This window comes from Streptomyces luomodiensis (genome assembly GCF_031679605.1).
Taxonomy (GTDB): domain Bacteria; phylum Actinomycetota; class Actinomycetes; order Streptomycetales; family Streptomycetaceae; genus Streptomyces; species Streptomyces luomodiensis.
Genome location: NZ_CP117522.1, coordinates 6,749,589 through 6,768,262, shown reverse-complemented (window position 1 = coordinate 6,768,262; position 18,674 = coordinate 6,749,589). Strand labels below are relative to the sequence as shown.

Below are 18,674 nucleotides of genomic sequence, written 5' to 3'. Positions count from 1 at the left end.
GCGCGCACGCGCGATCACCCAGCGTACCGGAACCGGTCATCCGAGGGCCGACCGTTGGCGAAGAAAATTCGCTCGCACGGGGCATGCGCGGGGTCGCTCTCCCGGCCGACTTGATCGGAATCGGTCGGGTGTCAGCGGAACGTGGCCTTGCCCGGCCCGTCCTCGACAAAGCTGCGCATCCCGATCTCCCGGTCCTCGGTGGCGAACAGCCCGGCGAACCAGGTCCGTTCGATGGCCAGGCCGCTGTCAAGATCTGTCTCCAGCCCCCGGTCCACCGACTCCTTGGCCGCGCGCAACGCGATCGCCGGGCCCCGGGCCAGCCGCGCCGCCCAGGCGTGGGCCTGCTCATAGACCTCCTCGGCCGGTACGACCCGGTCCACCAGGCCGATGGCGAGCGCCTCGTCGGCCTTCACCTGACGGCCGGTGAAGATGAGGTCCTTGGCCTTGGCCGGGCCGACCAGCCGGGCCAGCCGCTGGGTGCCGCCCGCGCCCGGGATCAGGCCGAGCAGGATCTCGGGCTGGCCGAGCTTGGCGTTCTCGGCGGCGATCCGGAAGTCGGCGCACAGCGCCAGCTCGCAGCCGCCGCCGAGGGCGTAGCCGGTGACGGCGGCGACCACGGGCTTGGGGATCCGGGCCACGGCGGTGAAGGACTCCTGGAGGTCGCCGGACCGGGCCACCATCGCGGCGTGGTCCATCTCCCGCATCTCCTTGATGTCCGCGCCCGCCGCGAACACCTTCTCACCGCCCCAGATGACCACGGCGCGCACATCGTCGCGGCGGGTCACCTCGGCGGCGAGTTCCCGCAGCCGGTCCTGGGTGGCGACGTCGAGCGCGTTCATCGGGGGGCGGTCAAGGCGGAAGGTGGCCACGCCGTCGGCGACCTCGAGGTTCACAGTCATGAGCGCAGGTTAGCGCCCGCTAACACGGAATCGCAGGGGCGGGGGCCAGACCAGGCTGGGGCCCGGGTCGGGCTCGGGCCCCGGGCCAGGCTCGGGCCCCGGTCAGGCCTTCCACTTCTTCCAGGACATGTTCCAGCCGTTGAGCCCGTTGTCCGGCTGAATGGTTTCGTCATCGGAGTTCTTCACGATGACCACATCGCCGATGAGCGACGTGCGGAAGAACCAGGACGCCGGGGTGGAGGGGTCTCCGCCGCCGCGCTGGTCGAACAGGCCCACACAGCCGTGGCTGACGTTGGACGAGCCGAAGGTGGCCCGGCCCGCCCAGTAGTTGCCGTGGATGAAGGTGCCGGAGGTCGACAGCCGCATCGCATGCGGCACGTCCTTGATGTCGTACTCACCGTCGAAGCCGACCGTGGCGCCGTCCATCCGGGTGACCGGAAGCTTCTCGCTGATCACCATCGTGCCGTTGTAGGTCTCATGGCCGGGCGCGCCGGAGGTGATCGGGACGGTCTTGACGGTCTTGCCGTCCCGCTTGACCGTCATCTTCTTGGACTTGGCGTCCACGACGGAGATCTGGCTGCGGCCGATGGTGAACGTCACGGACTTCCGCTGCTCGCCGTAGACCCCCGGCCTGCCCTCGACCCCGTCCAGATCCATCCGGAGCGTCACCTTGGTGCCGGGCTTCCAGTACTTCTCCGGCCGGAAGTCCAGCCGGTCGTTGCCGAACCAGTGGCCCTCGATCGGCACCGACGGCGAGGCGCTGACCTCGATCCCCTTCTCCACGGCCGCCGGGTGGGTGATGCCGCGGGTGAAGTGGAGCGAGACGGGCATGCCGACGCCGACCGTCGAGCCGTCCTCCGGGGTGTAGACGCCGAGGAAGGTCTTCTCGGGCCGCAGCGTGGTGAAGGTCGTGTGCTCGGCCGTGGTCAGGCCGTCGGCGTCCTTGGCGACCGCGTCCACGGTGTAGGTCGTGTCCGAGCGGAGATGGGCGTCGGGCCGCCAGCTCTTGCCGCCCTCGGTGACCTTCCCCTCGACCGGAGTGCCCTTGGCGTCCTTGACCTCGACCGAGGACAGGGTGCCCTTGGCCGCGGTGACCTTCAGCGCACCGCTGGTGTCCACGCCCTTGGTGCCGTCCTTGGGCGCGATCGTCACCACGGCCCGCGATGCCCTGGGCCGGCCATCGCCCTTGCCCTTCTTACCGTCGTCGTCGGAGCCACCGCCCCCGCCGCACGCGGCCACTGCCATCAGCAACGCCCCGAGCAGCAGCGCGAGAAGCCCCCTGCGGCCGCCCCGCGCCGCCCCCGATATCCGCCGCACCGTCACAACAGCTCTCCCCTCCCCAGGGCCGCGCCCCCGCGACAACCCCGATCACGCGCGCAGGCGCGCCTGGCGATAGGTAATCACACGGCACCGACAGCGGGCTCCACCTCGATGGTCACGGTTCAGTCCCAGGCGGGAGCGGTCACGGGATGATCGGCCGATGGCCCCCGCCCGGACGGTCCCATGGAGCTTCCGGGTGCTGGGATCTTCCGGCCGGGGGAGGCACCTCCCGGCGGCAGCCGGGGGCACCTCCCACCGGTAGCCGGGGGAGAACCGAGCCCCGAAAAAGAGGGAGCGCCGGCGGATTCGCGGGCAGAACACCGCTGAGGGCGCGGGTCGCGCCCCCGTGGTACGGGACGCCGCGGGGTCCGCCGGCCCGCCATCGGGGGCTGCCCGCCTCCCCTGACGGGGCGGGGCGGTTGGCCGCGAGCCGCGGAGGCCGATGTGTCCAGTGCAGCCGGGCAGGAGACGCGCGACGGCGTTCCCGGACGCCCCTCGGCGACGGCGGTGGGACGTCCCGTCGGTCATCACCGCCCCACCGCACCCGCGCCGCGGCGCGGCCGGAGTGCCGCCCCGGCGTCCGGTCCCGCCGTGTGGCCGGGCAGCCCGGAGCCGCTCGGCGCCCGGCCCCGCCGGGGGCCCGGCGGGGTGTGGGGGACCAACTTCGCGCTGTGGGCGGGCGGTGCCGAGGCCGTCGAGCTGTGTCTGTTCGACGAGGACGGGCTCGAGACCCGCTGTCCGCTCACCGAGTTCACCCATGAGGTCTGGCACGGCTTCGTCCCCGGCGTGCTGCCCGGCCGGCGGTACGGCTACCGGGTGCACGGCCGCTGGGACCCGTGGACCGGCGCGCGCTGGAATCCGGCGAAGCTGCTGCTGGATCCGTACGCCCGCGCCGTGGACGGGGACTTCGCGCTGCCCGCGGAGGTCTACGGACATGTGCGGGACTGGCCGCAGCAGCATGTGGCGGACACCGTCCGGGACGATCGCGACTCCGCCCCGTACGTCCCCAAGGGGGTGGTCGTCGGCGACGACGCCGCGGCCGGCGCGCCCGACGAGTGGACCGACGACCGGCGGCCCAAGACGCCGTGGGCCGAGTCGGTCATCTACGAACTCCACGTGCGCGGCTTCACCATGCGCCATCCCGAGGTGCCGCCCGAGCTGCGCGGCACCTACGCGGGGCTGGCGCATCCGGCGGCGGTCGAGCATCTGACCCGGCTCGGGGTCACGGCGGTCGAGCTGCTGCCGGTGCATCAGTTCGCCCATGAGGACCATCTGCTGCGGCGGGGCCTGCGCAACTACTGGGGCTACAACTCCATCGGCTATTTCGCGCCGCACGCCGGATACGCGGCCGGCGGCACCCGGGGCCAGCAGGTCGGGGAGTTCCGGCGGATGGTGCGGGCCCTGCACGCCGCCGGGATCGAGGTGATCCTCGACGTCGTCTACAACCACACCGCGGAGGCCAATGAGCTGGGCCCCACCCTCTCGCTGCGCGGTGTGGACAACCGCGGCTACTACCGGCTCCAGCAGGACCCGCGCCGCTACGCCGACTTCACCGGCTGCGGCAACACCCTGCACGTCCTCCAGCCGCAGGTGCTGCGGCTGATCACCGACTCGCTGCGCTACTGGGTGACCGAGATGGGGGTGGACGGCTTCCGCTTCGACCTGGCCAGCGCGTTGGCCCGCGCCGCGCACGGCGTGGACATGCTCTCCCCCTTCCTGGCCGTCATCGCGCAGGATCCGGTGCTGCGCCGGGTCAAGCTGATAGCGGAGCCGTGGGACGTGGGCTCGGGCGGCTATCAGGTGGGCGCCTTCCCACCGCTGTGGGCGGAGTGGAACGACCGCTACCGCGACGCGGTGCGGGACTTCTGGCGCGGGGCACTGCCCGACGCCCGCGAGCTGGGCTACCGGCTCTCCGGGTCCAGCGATCTGTACGCGTTGAGCGGCCGCCGCCCGCACGCCTCGGTCAACTTCATCACCGCGCACGACGGTTTCACCCTGCGCGACCTGGTCTCCTACGAGCGCAAGCACAACGAGGCCAACGGGGAGGGCAATCGCGACGGCACCCCCGACAACCGCGCCTGGAACTGCGGCGCGGAGGGGGAGACCGACGACCCGGACATCCAGGCGCTGCGCCGCCGCCAGCTGCGCAACCTGCTGGCCACCCTGCTGCTGTCCACCGGGGTGCCGATGCTGGTCGCGGGCGATGAGCTGGGCCGCACCCAGGGCGGCAACAACAACGCGTACTGCCAGGACAACGAGACCGGCTGGCTCGACTGGTCGCTGCTGGAGGACCCCGGCTGGCGTGCCCTGGCCGAGCTCACCGCCCGGCTGATACGGCTGCGCCGCGCCCATCCGGTGCTGCGCCGCACGGCCTTCTTCTCGGGCCTGGCCCGGCCCCCGGAGGGGCTGCGCGACCTGGCGTGGTTCACCCCGCGCGGCACCGAGATGGCCGAATCCGACTGGTACGCCCCGACGACCGCACTCGGGGCCTATCTCTGGGGCCGCGATCTGCCCCAGCGCGATCCGCACGGCGCCCCGGCCACCGACGACAGCTTCCTGGCGGTGCTGCACGCGGGCCCGGAGCCGCTCTCCTTCACCCTGCCCGGCCCGCCCTGGGCCCAGGGGTACGAACTCCTGCTGGACACCGCCCGTGAGGACCAGGACGCGCCCCCCGGCACACGGTTCGCGGCGGGCGCGCCCATCGAGCTTCCGGGGCGCTCGGTCCTGCTGCTGCGCGCCCTCACCACCACGGGCCCAGACCGGACCTAGGCCGAAAAACCGAGTGAGCACTGTCGGTGGCGGACCGTAGTCTTCCCCCTTGATGGCTGTGACGAGTGAACCCCGCGCCCAGGAACGCGGAGCCGCCCCGCGGCGCCGCTCCACCACGCGTTCGCTCCTGCGGCTGTGGCCGTATGTGCGCCCGGTGCGGGCCCGGCTGTTCACCGCGGCCGCGGCCGCGGTCGTCGCCTCCTGCCTGGGGCTGGTCATCCCGCTCGTCCTCAAGTGGATGGTGGACGGGCCGATCGCCCACCGGGACCCGGGCGGAGTGTGGCTGGGCGGTGGGCTGCTGCTGGCCCTCGGCACGGCCGAGGCCGGGCTCTTCGGGCTGCGGCGCTGGCTGGTGGCGCGGCCGCTGGCCGCCGTCGAGGCCGAGATGCGCGCGGATCTCTACCGCCATCTCCAGCGGCTGCCGGTTTCCTTCCACGACCGCTGGGCCTCCGGCCAGCTGCTGTCGCGGGCCACGACCGATCTGATGCTGCTGCGGATGTTCCTGGCCTTCCCGCTCACCTTCCTGCTGGTCAACGGGGTCACCATCATCGTGGGGTTCGCCATCCTGCTGGCGCAGGCGTGGACGCTGGGCCTGGTCCTGGTGGTCCCGGCGGTGCCGCTGGTGATCCTCTGCTCGTTCTTCGAGACGCGGTACGCGACGGTGGCCCGCACCGCGCAGGACCAGACCGGCGATCTGACGACGGTCGTGGAGGAGGGTGTGCTGGGCGTCCGGATCGTCAAGGGCTTCGGCCGCCACCGCAGCCAGGCCCGCGCCTTCCGCGTCCTGTCCGAGCAGGTCCGCTCCACCGAGCTGGGCAAGGCACGGCTGCTGGCCTCGCTCTGGGCGGTGATCATGACCCTGCCGGAGCTGGCGATCGGCACGGCGCTGCTGCTCGGCACGGTGCGGGTCGCCGACGGGGACCTTTCGGCGGGCACGCTGGTCGCCTTCCTGTCCACCGCCCTGACGCTGCGCTGGCCCGTGGAGTCGCTCGGCTTCCTCCTCGCCCTGAGCCAGGACGCGGCCACGGCCACCGACCGCTATTTCGACGTCAGGGACGCGGAGCCGGCCGCCGCCACCGACGCGCCCCGGCCCGCGCCGCCCCGGGGACAGGGCGAGGGCGGGCCGCGGGTGGAGGGCGGGCTGCGGTTCGAGGGGGTGGAGTTCCGGTACCCGGACGCGCCGCCGGAGGAGCCGCCCGTGCTGCGCGGGGTCGATCTGCACATCCGGCCCGGCGAGACCATGGCGCTGGTCGGGGCGACGGGATCGGGGAAGACCACCCTGACCGCTCTCGTCCCCCGGCTCCTGGAGGTCACCCGCGGGCGGATCACCCTCGACGGCCGGGACATCACCGCGCTCCCCCGGGAGGAGGTGCGCGCCCTGGTGGCCGTCGCGTTCGAGGAGCCCACGCTGTTCTCCGCCACCGCGGGGGAGAACGTCCTCATGGGCGCCCCCGACGCGGGCCGGGAGGACCTGCTGCGGGCCCTGAAGGTGGCGCAGGCCGATTTCGTGCACGCCCTGCCCAAGGGCACCGAGACCGAGGTCGGCGAGCAGGGGCTCAGCCTGTCCGGCGGGCAGCGGCAGCGGCTCGCGCTGGCGCGGGCCGTCGTGGGCGACCCCCGGTTCCTGGTGCTCGACGATCCGCTGTCCGCGCTCGATGTGCACACCGAGGCGCTGGTGGAGGCGGCGCTGCGGCAGGTGCTGGCGTCCACGACCGCCCTGGTCGTCGCGCACCGGCCGTCCACCGTGCTGCTGGCCGACCGGGTCGCGCTGCTGTCGCGGGGCCGGATCACCGCCGTCGGCACCCATCAGCGGCTGCTGGCGGAGAGCGCGGAATACCGGTCGCTGATGTCCGGGCAGGAAGCCGAGGAGGGGGAGAGGAGCCCATGACGACGGTCGAGGAGGAGCGGGACCACACGGACGACGACTGGGACGGGGCCGGAGACGGGGGCCGGGCACCGTCCGACGACCCGTTCGACCGCGATGTCCTGCCGGTGCCCAAGGGCGCGTCCCTCGCCCTGCTGCGTTCACTGCTCTCCCCGCGCCGGCGGCGGGTCTGGCTGGCGGCCGTCCTGCTGCTGCTCCAGCAGGCCGCCCTCCAGGCGGGTCCGCTGCTCGTCGCGTACGCCATCGACCGTGCGGTGCCCGCCCTGCGCGACGGCGACCACGGCCCGCTGATCGCCGTCGGCGCGGGCTATCTGGGCTGTGCGTGCGCCTCCGGGGCGCTCCAGTACGGGTTCATCCGCTCCTCCGCCCGGATCGGCCAGGACGTGCTGCTGGATCTGCGCGGCCGGATCTTCCGCCACGCCCAGGCGCTGAGCGTGGACTTCCACGAGCGCTACACCTCCGGCCGGCTGATCTCCCGCGCCACGACGGACGTCGAGTCGCTGCGCGAGCTGCTCACCGAGGGCCTGGAGGAGCTGCTCGGGGTCGCGCTGTCGGTCGTCTACATCTCCGTCACGCTGCTGTATCTCGACTGGGGCCTGGGCGGCGCGGCCGTGCTCTCCTTCTGGCCGCTGTATCTGCTGATCCGCTCCTTCCAGCGCCGCTCCATGCGGGTGTACCGCAAGCGGTCGACGGCCATCGCGGCGGTGATCGTGACGTTCACCGAGACCATGAACGGCATCCGCCCGGTGCAGGCGTTCCGCCGTGAGCGCGCCAACGACACGCGCTTCGGCGAGCTCAACCACCGCCATGAGCGCGCCAACGGGGACGCGATCCTGGAGATGGCCCGCTATGTGGTCAGCTCCCGGCTGGTCGCCAACGCGGCGGTGGCCGCCATCGTGCTCTGGGGCGCCTACCGGGTGGCCTCCGGCTCGCTCGCGCTCGGCGTGCTCGCGGCGGCGGCGCTGTATCTGCGCCGGCTGTACGACCCGATCGACCGCCTGGGGATGTTCCTCAACTCCTACCAGTCGGCGGCCGCCTCGCTGGAGAAGATCGCGGGTCTGCTGGCCCAGCGTCCCTCCGTCCCCGAGCCCGCCGACCCCAAGCCGCTGCCGCCGCGCCCGGCGGAGACCCCCGGCCGGGAGGTGGTCTTCGACGGGGTGCGCTTCGCCTATCGCACCGGCGGCGAGGTGCTGCCCCGCTTCGACCTCACCCTGTCCGCCGGGCAGACGGTCGCGGTGGTCGGGGCCACCGGCGCGGGCAAGTCCACCCTCGCCAAGCTGCTGGCCCGGTTCTACGACCCCAGCGAGGGCCGGGTGCTGCTGGACGGGGTGGATCTGCGCGAGCTGGCCATGCCCGAACTGCGGCGCGGTGTGGTCATGGTGACGCAGGAGGCGTTCCTGTTCTCCGGCACGATCGCCGACAACATCACCATCGGCCGCCCCGACGCCACCCGCGCCGAGATCGAGCAGGCCGCCAAGGCGATCGGCGCGCACGACTTCATCGCCGCCCTGCCCGAGGGCTACGACACGGATGTGCACAAGCGCGGCGGCCGGATCTCCGCCGGCCAGCGCCAACTCGTCGGGTTCGCCCGCGCCCTGCTCGCCGATCCGTCGGTCCTCATCCTCGACGAGGCCACCTCCTCCCTCGACATCCCGGGCGAGCGGGCGGTCCAGCGCGCCATGCACACGGTGCTGCGCGGCCGTACCGCGGTCGTCATCGCCCACCGGCTCTCCACGGTCGAGACGGCCGACCGGGTGCTGGTCATGGCCGACGGCCGGATCGTGGAGGACGGCCCGCCGGACCAGCTGATCGCGGGCGAGGGCCGGTTCGCCGCGCTGCACCGGGCGTGGCGGGACAGCTTGGTATGACGGCGCCGGGCACCGGGGTCCGGCGTCGCAACCGGGTTCGGCCCGGTCAGGGTCTCCTGACGGCCGTTCAGTGGGTCCGGCGTCGCACCCGGGCCCGGCCCGGCCCGGACCTCCTGACGCCGCTCAGTGGGTCGGGCGTCGCACCCGGACCCGGTCGGCCAAGGCCTCCTGACGGCCACTCAGTGGGTCCGGCGTCGCACCGGGTCCGGCCCGGCCAGGGGCCTGACGACCGCTCAGTCGGCACGCCCGTACGAGGCCAGCAGCCCGGCGGCGAGTACCGGGTCCACGACCGGGACACCCAGCCGCCGCTCCAGGAGGGGCCGGACGCCGATGGTGTTGAGACCCGTGCAGGCCAGGAGCAGGGTGTCCGCACCCGCCGCGACGAGCCCCGCCGCGGCCTCCAGCACCGCCGCGGGGCCCTCCGGGGCGAGGAGGTCGGTGGTGCGGTGGACACCGTGGGGGCGGGCGGAGGCGGTGAAGCGGTCGCCGAGCACCGCCCGCACGGCGGGCGGCGCCTCGTCCCGGATGCCCAGCACGCCGATCCGGCGGCCGAGACCCAGGGCGACGGCGGCGGCCGCCGACCCCGCGCCGATGACGGGGACGCCGGTACCGACGGCCTGACGGGTCTCCTGGAGCGCCGGGTCGGCGGCGCAGCTGATGATCAGGGCATGCGCACCGGCGTCGGCCAGCTCCCGGGCAAGGGCCACGATCTTCGGCTCGGCGCGGGCCTCGGAGGCGTCGTCGTGGATGCCGTGGGGCTGGTCGGGGATGCACCGCGAGACGGTCGGCAGACCGTAACGCTCCTCGATGACCCTGCCATGGGCGGCAACGGCGGCCGGATCGTCGCTGGTGAGGACCCGGATCACCCCGATGGGCCGCGCCGGGACGACGGACGAGGGCACGGACATGGTGGACCTCCGGTGGGTGAGGGGTGCGGGGTGATGGGTGCGGGCTGAGGGCTGAGGGTGCGGCGTGGTGGTGGAGGTGAGGTGGGCGCTCACGGGGCGGGTGCGGAGTCGGGTGCGGAGTGGTGGCGCCGTGAGGTGGGCGCTCACGAGGCGGGCTGCGAGGGTGACGCAACCAGATGGGCGCTCACGAGGCGGGCGCCGAGGATGGTGACGCCGCGAGGTGGACGCGCACCGAGCGGATGTGAGGTGACGCAGGTGGACGCTCACGGGACGGTGCGGAGTGGTGGCGCCGTGAGGTGGGCGCTCACGAGGCGGGCTGCGAGGGTGACGCAACCAGATGGGCGCTCACGAGGCGGGCGCCGAGGATGGTGACGCCGCGAGGTGGACGCGCACGGAGCGGATGCGAGGGTGACGCGGGTGGGCGCTCACGAGGCGGTGGTGGCGCTGTGAGGTGAGCGCGCACGAGGCGGGTGCCGGTGACACCGTGAGGCGAGCGCGCACGGGACGGTGCGGGTGGGTGCTCACGCCGCCTCGGTCCGGTTCGCGGGTGGTGAGGTGAGGCGGGTGGGCGCTCACGGGGCGGGTGCGCGTCGTTCAGCCCGAGGCCGCCACCACCTCCGCCGCCATCCGGACCGCGATGGCACGGGCCAGCAGGACGGGGCGGCCCGCGGCGCGCAGGGCGGCGGTGCGCATCCGCTCGGTGTAGCCGATGCAGTCCAGGACCAGCCAGGAGCTGCCACGGTCGGCGAGGATGCGCGCGGCGGCGGCGACGTCGTCCAGGACCCGCTCTGCGGGGCCGTACGGATCGGCGGCGGCGGTCTGGACACGGCCGGGCAGCAGCTCCGCCCAGCGCCGGGAGATGTCCTCGGCCTGGTCGGGGTGCGGGCAGACGATGCCCACGGGGTCGGTGCCCACGGTCGCGGCGACGGCGCGCTGCACCAGCGGTTCGGCGAACAGCAGGGGCCGCCGGGCCCGCACCGCCGGGAAGTGGCCGGTGCACAGCAGCAGGGTCGCGGCGGCGCCGTCCCGTTCCGCGCGGCCGATCGCGTCCTCGATGCGCGGGACGAGCGCCCCGTGTCCGAGGAGCACCGAGCGGCCGTCGCGCAGCCGGGAGACCAGCGGAGCCTCGCCGTCCTCGGGGGCCAGCAGCCGGCGGGTCGCGGCCTCGGCGTCACCGTCGAACCGGTCGGCGTCGAGCGCGCCGTGTTCGACCAGGCGCACCCCGGGCAGCAGTGGCTCGGCGTCCGGGCGGAGGTCGGCGCGCGGGGCCTGGCCGATGGTGACGAGGCCGAGGGCCGGGGCATCCGCCGGGCGGTCGAGGTCCGCGGTCCGCGTGGTGTCGTCCCCAGTGTGCACGTTCTTCCTCACAGGACCGTCCGCAGTGCCGTCCGCGGAGCCGTTCGCAGTGCCGTTCGCCGAAGCGTTCGCAGTGCCGTCCGCCGAAGCGTTCGCAGTGCCGTCCGCCGAAGCGTTCGCAGTGCCGTCCGCCGAAGCGTTCGCAGTGCCGTTCACAGAGCCTTACCTCACAAAGCCTTGGTGAGCTGGCCGACGTCGTTCAGGGAGCTTCCGGCGACGAGTCCGGCGCCGACCAGCGACAGGTCGTTCTCGGCCTGCTCGTCGGACTCCTTGCGGGCCGCCGGGTCGGCGATCCCGCGCCGCCGCCACAGGGTGTAGAGCTGACGGACCAGCAGGGCGCCGAGGACCATCCATCCGGCCTGGGGCGTGGCCACCAGAAGTCCGGTGGCCAGCAGGACGCCCATCTGCCGGGAGGGTCCGCCGAGGAGCTGGACGAGCGCGCCGGGGATCGCCCACAGCAGCATGGTGGTCATGGTGCCGGGTTCGAGACCGGTCTTGATGGTGGTGACGTAGACCTCGGCGACCGGCGGCACCTTGCCGTCGGAGAAGAAGGTCTTCCAGGCGACGGCGACGACCACCAGCGCCACACCGAAGCCGACGAGCTGGGCGAGGTACTGCTGGCGCCGCCCCTCGAGCTCGAAGGGCCGCCAGGGCGCGGCGTCCCGGCGCAGCAGCCAGCCCGCCTTGAAGTCGTAGCCGAGGTCGGCGAAGGCGGGGCCGGTGGAGGCGGTGTAGCCGACCAGCAGGGCGAGCGGCACGGTCGGGATGTGCAGCACCAGACCGATGATCAGGAAGATCAGGGTGACGGCGAAGGCCGGGAACCAGCCGGAGTGCATCGCCGCCAGCCCCACGATCAGCTGGTGCACGATGGCGGCGACACCGGCCAGCAGCACCCAGCCGACCAGGGCGGGCAGGGAGAGCCCGCCGACCACGCCGCCCGCGATCGCGACCACGATCGCGCCGCAGAGGAAGAGTCCCATGCCCTCCAGCAGGCCCCGGCGCAGCTGCGGGGCCTGGACCGTGGGGCTGCCGTCGGCGGCCGGGGCGTCCGGGCCGTGGCCCGCCTCATCAGTCCGGTCGGTCCGGTCGGCGGCGTCCGTCCCGCTCTTGCGCGTCCGCATCAGCAGCAGCGCCTGGACCAGGGCGACGAGCCCCGCGCCGATCATGAGACCGTGCGGCACATGGCGGGCGCCCAGGTCGAAGCCGAAGTCCGGGGCGTACTGGCCGACGGTCAGGCCGACGCCGAACATGGCGAGCGCCCAGATGTTGCCCAGGAAGCCCACACCGGCGGCGCTGGTCGGCAGCTTGAACAGCGCGCCGACGAAGCCGACCAGCGCGCCCACGCCCAGGACCGCGGCCTTGCGCCCGCCGGTGTCCCCGGCCTTGATGGTCTCGGCCGCCGCGATACCGGCCGGCCAGGAGCCGGTGGCGGGCAGCAGCTTGGAGTCGAACACCCGGAACAGCACCCAGCTGTCGACGGCCAGTCCGATGACGGCCCCGCCGAGCATCGGCCACACCAGGTCGTTACGGCCCAGGGCGAACGGCACCGCGATCGGGGTGAGCAGGGAGTTGGCCGCCGCGAAGGTGGAGCCGGAGATGGCGGACTGCACCAGGTTCTGCCGGTGCTGGGAGCGCATCCGGGCCAGCACGCCGACCGGGATGCGGCCGATGAGCATCGCCACCAGGGCGCCGATCACGGCCGTATTGGGGGAAATCCCGAGCGTGGTGATCAGCACGATGCCGATCAGGGCGCCGAGGACCGACAGCACGATCGTGAGGACGAGGGTGACGGGTTCGAAGGCTCTGGGGTGCGACCGCGGTGGGGCGTCCGCGGCCGCGGCGGTGGCCTGGGTGTTCGTGTTCATGGGGACTCCTGCGGGGTCCGGGTGGGGGGCCCGGGTGGGGGTCCGGGTAGGGACGGGTCGGTCACCCCGGGTCGGTCACCCCGCCGGGGTGAGGGCCTGGAGGTGGGTCATGGGTCCGTACAGCTCGACGAGGCGCGCGAACTCCTCGGGGTCCAGGAAGCGGGCGGTGCCGCGGCCGAACTCCTTGGCGGTCTCGATCGCGAACCGGGCGGCGACGGCGATGTCGGTCTCGTGGCTGGCACCTGTGGCGCATCCGGCCACCGCCGTACCCGCCGTGATGGCGAGGCCGACGACGGGGGCGGTGGTGGCGACGGCGGGCTGGAGGATGGAGTTGAGGTGGTGCACCCCGTTGCCGTACGGGGTGATGTCCTGCGTGGTGATCGGCAGGATGCGGGCCGGCTCGCCCGTGACGCTCTCCAGGACGGACACCAGGTCCTCGCTGACCCGCAGGATCCAGCCCTGGCAGACCGTCGGCGACAGGGCCACGCCGCGGTGGTTGAGCAGCCGGTTGCCCTTGGTGGTGTCGATGGAGACGACGGCGTCCATCGCGGGCGAGATCTCCTCGCGGTTGCACACCAGGGTGTCCACCGGGGAGTCCATGAAGGGTACGGGATCGTGCGGCTGGGTGGGGGCCCAGCCGCTGACGTGGGTGGAAAGCGTCACATCGCCGTCCAGGACGTCGCCCCGGGCGTGCATGTCCAGCAGCTTGGCCGCGGCGGACAGCGCCGCCACCGCCCCATCGGCGTCGGAGACCAGGCCGATCCGCTCCGGGCGGGCGCCGACCCCACCGAGCCGACCGAGGATGCCGAGGGTCGGGGCGTCGCCGCCGCCGAGCTTGCCGCGGCGGCCGGGGACGGTGACGGAGACGAAGTCCGTGCTGCCCTTGTCGCCCTCGACGGTGCGTACCTCGATCCGCGGCGCGGTCGCCGGGTCGGCGCCGGCCGCGGTCTGGACCGCGCGCAGATGATCGGCGAGGAGAGCGCCGCTGGTCTGCGGGCGGTCGAGGAGTTCGATGATGTCAAGGACGTGTTTGAGCACGGGTGGCCTCTCACGGCGGGGTGGTGCGGTCGGCGGCGCCTGTGGCCCGACCGGGCGAACGAGGGGAAGCGGCGCGCGGGGCGGGCACTGCCACCGGGCGTCGGTCTGGCCAGGGTCATCCCGGCGTCGCGCAGTACGCAATAGTTTCTCGATATCCGAGAATCTTTACCCTTTCCTCATGACTGAGAAGACGCCCGTAACCGGCGCCCCGCCCCTGCAGACCGCGGACCGCGTGCTGAACGTGCTGCTCGCCTTCGACCGGGAGCGCCCGGAGTGGGGTGTCACCGAGGTCGCCGAGGAGTTCGGGCTGGACAAGTCGGTGGCCCAGCGGCTGCTGGCCGCCCTGGCCTACCGGGGCTTCCTGGTCTCCGACAAGCGCTCACGCCGCTACCGGCTGGGCCCGGCGGTGTGGCATCTGTCCCGGGTGTGGGAGCGCGGCGGCGGCATGGCCAGTCTGGTCCGGCCGGTCCTGGAGGCGCTGGCCGAGACGGTCGGGGTGAACACGCTGTTCGCGGTCCCGGACGGGGTGCACATGCGCTGCGTCGCGGCGGTGGACGGCGCCACCGGCCCACTGCGCTACTACGTGCTGGCGGGCGAGCTGTACCCGGCGCACGCCGGGGCCACTTCCCGCGCCTACTTCGGTATGCTCCCGCCCGGTGACCGGTCCGCACTGCTGTACGGCCGCCCGATGGCACGCTTCAGCGAGCACACCCTGACCGACCCGGTGCGCCTGGAGGAGCGCTTCCTGGACGTGCGGCGCAATGGCTACGCCTACTCCGAGGGCGAGTACGATCCGGACACCGCGGCGCTCGCGGCGCCGGTTCTGGTGGGCAGACGTCCGGTGGGCACCCTGACCCTGGCCGCCACCCCCGAGGTGCTGCGCCCCCGCCGGGAACAGCTGGTCGCACCGCTGCTCCAGGGCACCGCCGACCTGGGCAGGCTGCTGACGCCGGCCCGGCCGCGGCGCGCCCCGCACCGCGAGCGGCGCTGAGCCCCGCCCCTCCGACCTCCGTCGGCTCGAGAAAGGCCCCCTCATGCAGTTGCTGCTGCTGTCGAACTCCACCGCGCCCGGCCGCGGCTACCTGGACCACGCACGGGAGGAGATCGCCTCCGCGCTGGACGGCGCGCGCCGGCTGGTCTTCGTGCCGTACGCGCTGGCCGACCACGACGGCTACACCGCCCAGGTGGCCGCGGCCCTGGAGCCGCTGGGCGTGGCGGTCACCGGTGCGCACACCGCCGACGACCCGGCCGCGCTGGTGCGCGACGCGCAGGCGGTGTTCGTCGGCGGCGGCAACAGCTTCCGACTGCTCAAGGCGTTGCACGAGCGCGACCTGGTCCGGGCGATCCGGGACCGGGTGGCCTCCGGCGCCGTCTACATGGGCTCCAGCGCGGGCACCAACATGGCCTGCCCGACCCTGCGCACCACGAACGACATGCCCATCGTCCAGCCGCCCAGCTTCGACGCGCTGGGGCTGCTGCCGTTCCAGATCAATCCGCACTACCTCGACGCCAAGCCGGACACCGCGCATATGGGCGAGACCCGGGCCCAGCGGCTCGAGCAGTTCCTGGAGGAGAACGACGTCCCCGTGGTCGGGCTGCGCGAGGGCACCTGGCTGCGCCGGGACGCGGACCGGCTGACGCTGGGCGGTATCGAAGCCGGGGCGATCCTCTTCCGCAGGGGTGCGGACCCGGCCGAGCTGCGCCCCGGCGACGACCTGAGCGCGCTGCTGCGCGAGGAGCCGCGCTTCGACGCGGCGGTGCGCTGAGGGCGGGCCTCGGCCTGGGGTCGCTGACGGTGCGCGTGGCGGGATTTGATCGAACGTCACCGCGATGCGAACGCGGCATACGTGTCAACGGACGCTTTCCGGTCAACTTTTTGTCGCGGTCCTGACAGGTGTAGTCCACCGGTGGCACGCTTCCCTCGGCCGAGGTGCGGCGTCCCCACAGAATGAGGCTGCTCCTCAAGCCATCCCCCCCACGCCCCCCGGTCGCACCGCGGCCGCGCCCCGTCGTACGTCCGCGGCAGGGCGTACCCGGTAACGCCAGGGAAACCCCCGGCCGCACCGCGGCCGCGCCCCGTCGCGTACCCGCGCCAGGGCGCACCCGGTAACGCCAGGGGAAGGTACCCCGTTCTGCCACGCCCTGCCCGGACGGCGACCCAGCCGCCCGGTCGTCCCGGCCGTGCCACCGTGCGGCCAGCGCAGAAGGAGTCAGCGTGAGACCCCTCCCCCAACGGCACCTCAGACCCGGCAGCCGCACCTCCGGTCGCGCCCCTGGCCGGCGCGCCATCGCGACCGGTGCGCTGGTGGTCGCGGCGGCGATGATCGGCGTCGGCTTCCAGAGCGGTACCGCCGCCGCCCGCCCGGACGACTCCGCCGGGAACGCGGCCAACCGCCCCGCCGCGCGCACGATATCCGGCGCCCCCGACCCCGGCGCCCTCCCCGCGAAGCTGTCCCCCGCCCAGCGCGCCGCGCTGATCGCCAAGGCCGATGCCGCCAAGGGCGCGACCGCCGAGGATCTCGGGCTCGGTGCCAAGGAGAAGCTGGTCGTCAAGGACGTCGTCAAGGACGCCGACGGCACCACCCACACCCGCTACGAGCGCACCTACGCCGGGCTGCCCGTCCTCGGTGGCGATCTGGTCGTCGACGCCACGAAGAGCGGTGCGCCGCTGACCGTCGCCAAGGCGACCAAGGCCCGGCTGTCCGTCCCGACCACCACCGCCGCCGTCGCGCCCGCCACCGCCGAGAAGGCCGCCGTGCGGGCGGCGAACGCGCAGGGGTCGCGGAAGACCGCGGCCGACCGGGCGCCCCGCAAGGTGATCTGGGCCGCGAAGGGCACGCCCACGCTGGCCTATGAGACGGTCGTCGGCGGCCTCCAGGAGGACGGCACCCCGAACGAGCTGCACGTCATCACCGACGCGGCCACCGGCAAGAAGCTGTTCGAGTTCCAGGGCGTCAAGACCGGCACCGGGAACAGCCAGTACAGCGGCGAGGTCACCCTCGGCACCTCGGGCAGCGCGGGCTCGTACAACCTCACCGACTCCGGCCGGGGCGGCCACAAGACGTACAACCTCAACCGCTCCACCTCGGGCACCGGCACGCTGTTCACCGACGCCGACGACGTCTGGGGCGACGGCACCACCTCCGACGCCGCCACCGCCGGGGTGGACGCGCACTACGGCGCCGCCGAGACCTGGGACTATTACAAGAACGTGCACGGCCGCACCGGCATCAGGGGCGACGGTGTCGGGGCGTACTCCCGGGTCCACTACAGCAGCGGCTATGTCAACGCGTTCTGGCAGGACTCCTGCTTCTGCATGACCTACGGCGACGGCTCGGCCAACGCCAAGCCGCTGACCTCCCTCGATGTCGCGGCCCACGAGATGAGCCACGGGGTCACGGCGGCCACCGCCAACCTCACCTACAGCGGTGAGTCCGGCGGGCTCAACGAGGCCACCTCCGACATCTTCGCCGCCGCGGTCGAGTTCTACGCGGACAACGCGAGCGACCCCGGGGACTACCTCGTCGGCGAGAAGATCGACATCAACGGGAACGGCACCCCGCTGCGCTATATGGACCAGCCCAGCAAGGACGGCAGGTCCAAGGACAACTGGTACTCCGGTGTCGGCAACGTGGACGTCCACTACTCGTCCGGCATCGCCAACCACTTCTTCTACCTGCTGTCCGAGGGCAGCGGCGCCAAGGTCATCAACGGCGTCGGCTACAACAGCCCGACCTCCGACAACCTCCCGGTCACCGGTATCGGACGGGACAACGCGGAGCAGATCTGGTTCAAGGCGCTGAGCCAGCGGATGACCTCCAGCACCAACTACGCGGGTGCCCGCGACGCCACGCTGTGGGCGGCGGGCGAGCTCTTCGGCCAGGGCAGCGCCCAGTACAACGCGGTGGCGAACGCCTGGGCCGGGGTCAACGTCGGCACCCGGATCGCCGACGGGGTCACTGTCACCCCGCCCGGCGACCAGACCAGCATCGTCGACCAGGCCACCAGCCTCCAGATCACCGCGACCAGCTCCAACCCGGGGGCGCTGAGCTACGCGGCCACCGGGCTGCCCGCGGGCCTGGCCATCGACTCCTCGACCGGGCTGATCTCCGGCACGCCGACCGCCCTGGGCACCAGCTCGGTGACGGTCACGGTGACCGACTCGACCGGCGAGAGCGGCACCGCGTCCTTCGGCTGGACGGTGAACACCAGCGGCGGCAACGTCTTCGAGAACACCGCGGACGTCTCCATTCCGGACGCCGGTGCGCCGGTCACCTCGCCGATCACGGTGAGCCGGGCCGGCGACGCGCCCGCCGACCTCCAGGTGGGCGTGGACATCGTGCACTCCTACCGCGGCGACCTGGTGATCGACCTGATCGCCCCGGACGGTACGGCCTACCGGCTCAAGAACTCCAGCGCCTTCGACTCGGCGGACGACGTGCGGACCACGTACACCGTGAACGCGTCCGCCGAGACCGCGGTCGGGGTCTGGAAGCTCCGGGTCCAGGACCTGTACGCGGGGGACACGGGCTATATCAACAGCTGGAAGCTGACCTTCTGACGGAGCGTCCGAGCTCCCCATGAACAGGCGCCGCCAGGGGTCGACCCGACTCCCCCTGGCGGCGCCTCTCCCACCGCCGGACGTGCACTCCCGTGGTGTCCGGTGGGCGTCCGGCACGCGTCCGACAGGTGTCCGGTATCCGAAGGTTGATCAGCATTCAACGAACATTTTCCCCTGGACCCGCCGTGAAACCCGTGACATGTAC

At 73.1% G+C, this 18,674-nt stretch carries 12 protein-coding genes; 6 read left to right on the top strand and 6 right to left on the bottom strand.

The features are described from left to right. Positions 1-131: 131 nt before the first annotated feature. Both PS467_RS28590 and PS467_RS28585 read right to left on the bottom strand, forming a co-directional pair. Positions 132-899 carry an enoyl-CoA hydratase/isomerase family protein gene (locus tag PS467_RS28590; protein ID WP_268974542.1) on the bottom strand — a complete coding sequence of 256 codons (768 nt, stop codon included), beginning with the start codon at positions 897-899 and terminating at the stop codon, positions 132-134. Positions 900-1,001: 102 nt separating this feature from the next. Then, complete coding sequence (locus tag PS467_RS28585) at positions 1,002-2,222, bottom strand: L,D-transpeptidase (RefSeq protein WP_311037638.1); 1,221 nt, start codon at positions 2,220-2,222, stop codon at positions 1,002-1,004. Between the two features lie 588 nt (positions 2,223-2,810). On the opposite strand from PS467_RS28585, the gene glgX reads away from it, so the two are divergent. Genes glgX through PS467_RS28570 form a run of 3 tightly spaced genes read left to right on the top strand, consistent with a single transcriptional unit; the run spans position 2,811 to position 8,741 of the window. Continuing rightward, a complete protein-coding gene (glgX, locus tag PS467_RS28580; protein WP_311039988.1) occupies positions 2,811-4,988 on the top strand; it encodes a glycogen debranching protein GlgX in 2,178 nt (725 codons plus the stop codon). 52 nt (positions 4,989-5,040) lie between these two features. Then, complete coding sequence (locus tag PS467_RS28575; protein WP_311037637.1) at positions 5,041-6,876, top strand: ABC transporter ATP-binding protein; 1,836 nt, start codon at positions 5,041-5,043, stop codon at positions 6,874-6,876. After that, positions 6,873-8,741 (top strand): ABC transporter ATP-binding protein, encoded by a 1,869-nt coding sequence (locus PS467_RS28570; protein ID WP_311037636.1) that lies wholly within the window; start codon positions 6,873-6,875, stop codon positions 8,739-8,741. The genes PS467_RS28575 and PS467_RS28570 overlap by 4 nt, the downstream gene beginning before the upstream one ends. Before the next feature lie 233 nt (positions 8,742-8,974). Here PS467_RS28570 and PS467_RS28565 read toward each other — a convergent pair whose 3' ends face one another. The 4 genes from PS467_RS28565 to PS467_RS28550 all read right to left on the bottom strand — a co-directional run bounded on the left by PS467_RS28565 (position 8,975) and on the right by PS467_RS28550 (position 13,908). Then, positions 8,975-9,649 carry an aspartate/glutamate racemase family protein gene (locus tag PS467_RS28565; RefSeq protein WP_311037635.1) on the bottom strand — a complete coding sequence of 225 codons (675 nt, stop codon included), beginning with the start codon at positions 9,647-9,649 and terminating at the stop codon, positions 8,975-8,977. Between the two features lie 594 nt (positions 9,650-10,243). Further along, on the bottom strand, positions 10,244-11,005 hold the full coding sequence (locus PS467_RS28560) for an AroM family protein (protein WP_311037634.1): 762 nt from the start codon (positions 11,003-11,005) through the stop codon (positions 10,244-10,246). A 167-nt stretch (positions 11,006-11,172) separates the two neighbouring features. Continuing rightward, the gene (locus PS467_RS28555) at positions 11,173-12,870 is read right to left on the bottom strand and encodes an OPT/YSL family transporter (protein ID WP_311037633.1); all 1,698 of its coding nucleotides are present in this window, start codon (positions 12,868-12,870) and stop codon (positions 11,173-11,175) included. Between the two features lie 75 nt (positions 12,871-12,945). Next, positions 12,946-13,908 carry a DUF1177 domain-containing protein gene (locus tag PS467_RS28550; RefSeq protein ID WP_268974533.1) on the bottom strand — a complete coding sequence of 321 codons (963 nt, stop codon included), beginning with the start codon at positions 13,906-13,908 and terminating at the stop codon, positions 12,946-12,948. A gap of 178 nt (positions 13,909-14,086) precedes the next feature. On the opposite strand from PS467_RS28550, the gene PS467_RS28545 reads away from it, so the two are divergent. From PS467_RS28545 to PS467_RS28535, 3 genes are all read left to right on the top strand, one after another. Further along, on the top strand, positions 14,087-14,899 hold the full coding sequence (locus tag PS467_RS28545; RefSeq protein ID WP_268974532.1) for an IclR family transcriptional regulator: 813 nt from the start codon (positions 14,087-14,089) through the stop codon (positions 14,897-14,899). A gap of 43 nt (positions 14,900-14,942) precedes the next feature. After that, positions 14,943-15,674 carry a dipeptidase PepE gene (gene pepE / locus PS467_RS28540; protein ID WP_311037632.1) on the top strand — a complete coding sequence of 244 codons (732 nt, stop codon included), beginning with the start codon at positions 14,943-14,945 and terminating at the stop codon, positions 15,672-15,674. Positions 15,675-16,228: 554 nt separating this feature from the next. After that, positions 16,229-18,469 (top strand): M4 family metallopeptidase, encoded by a 2,241-nt coding sequence (locus PS467_RS28535; protein ID WP_311039987.1) that lies wholly within the window; start codon positions 16,229-16,231, stop codon positions 18,467-18,469. Positions 18,470-18,674: the final 205 nt, after the last annotated feature.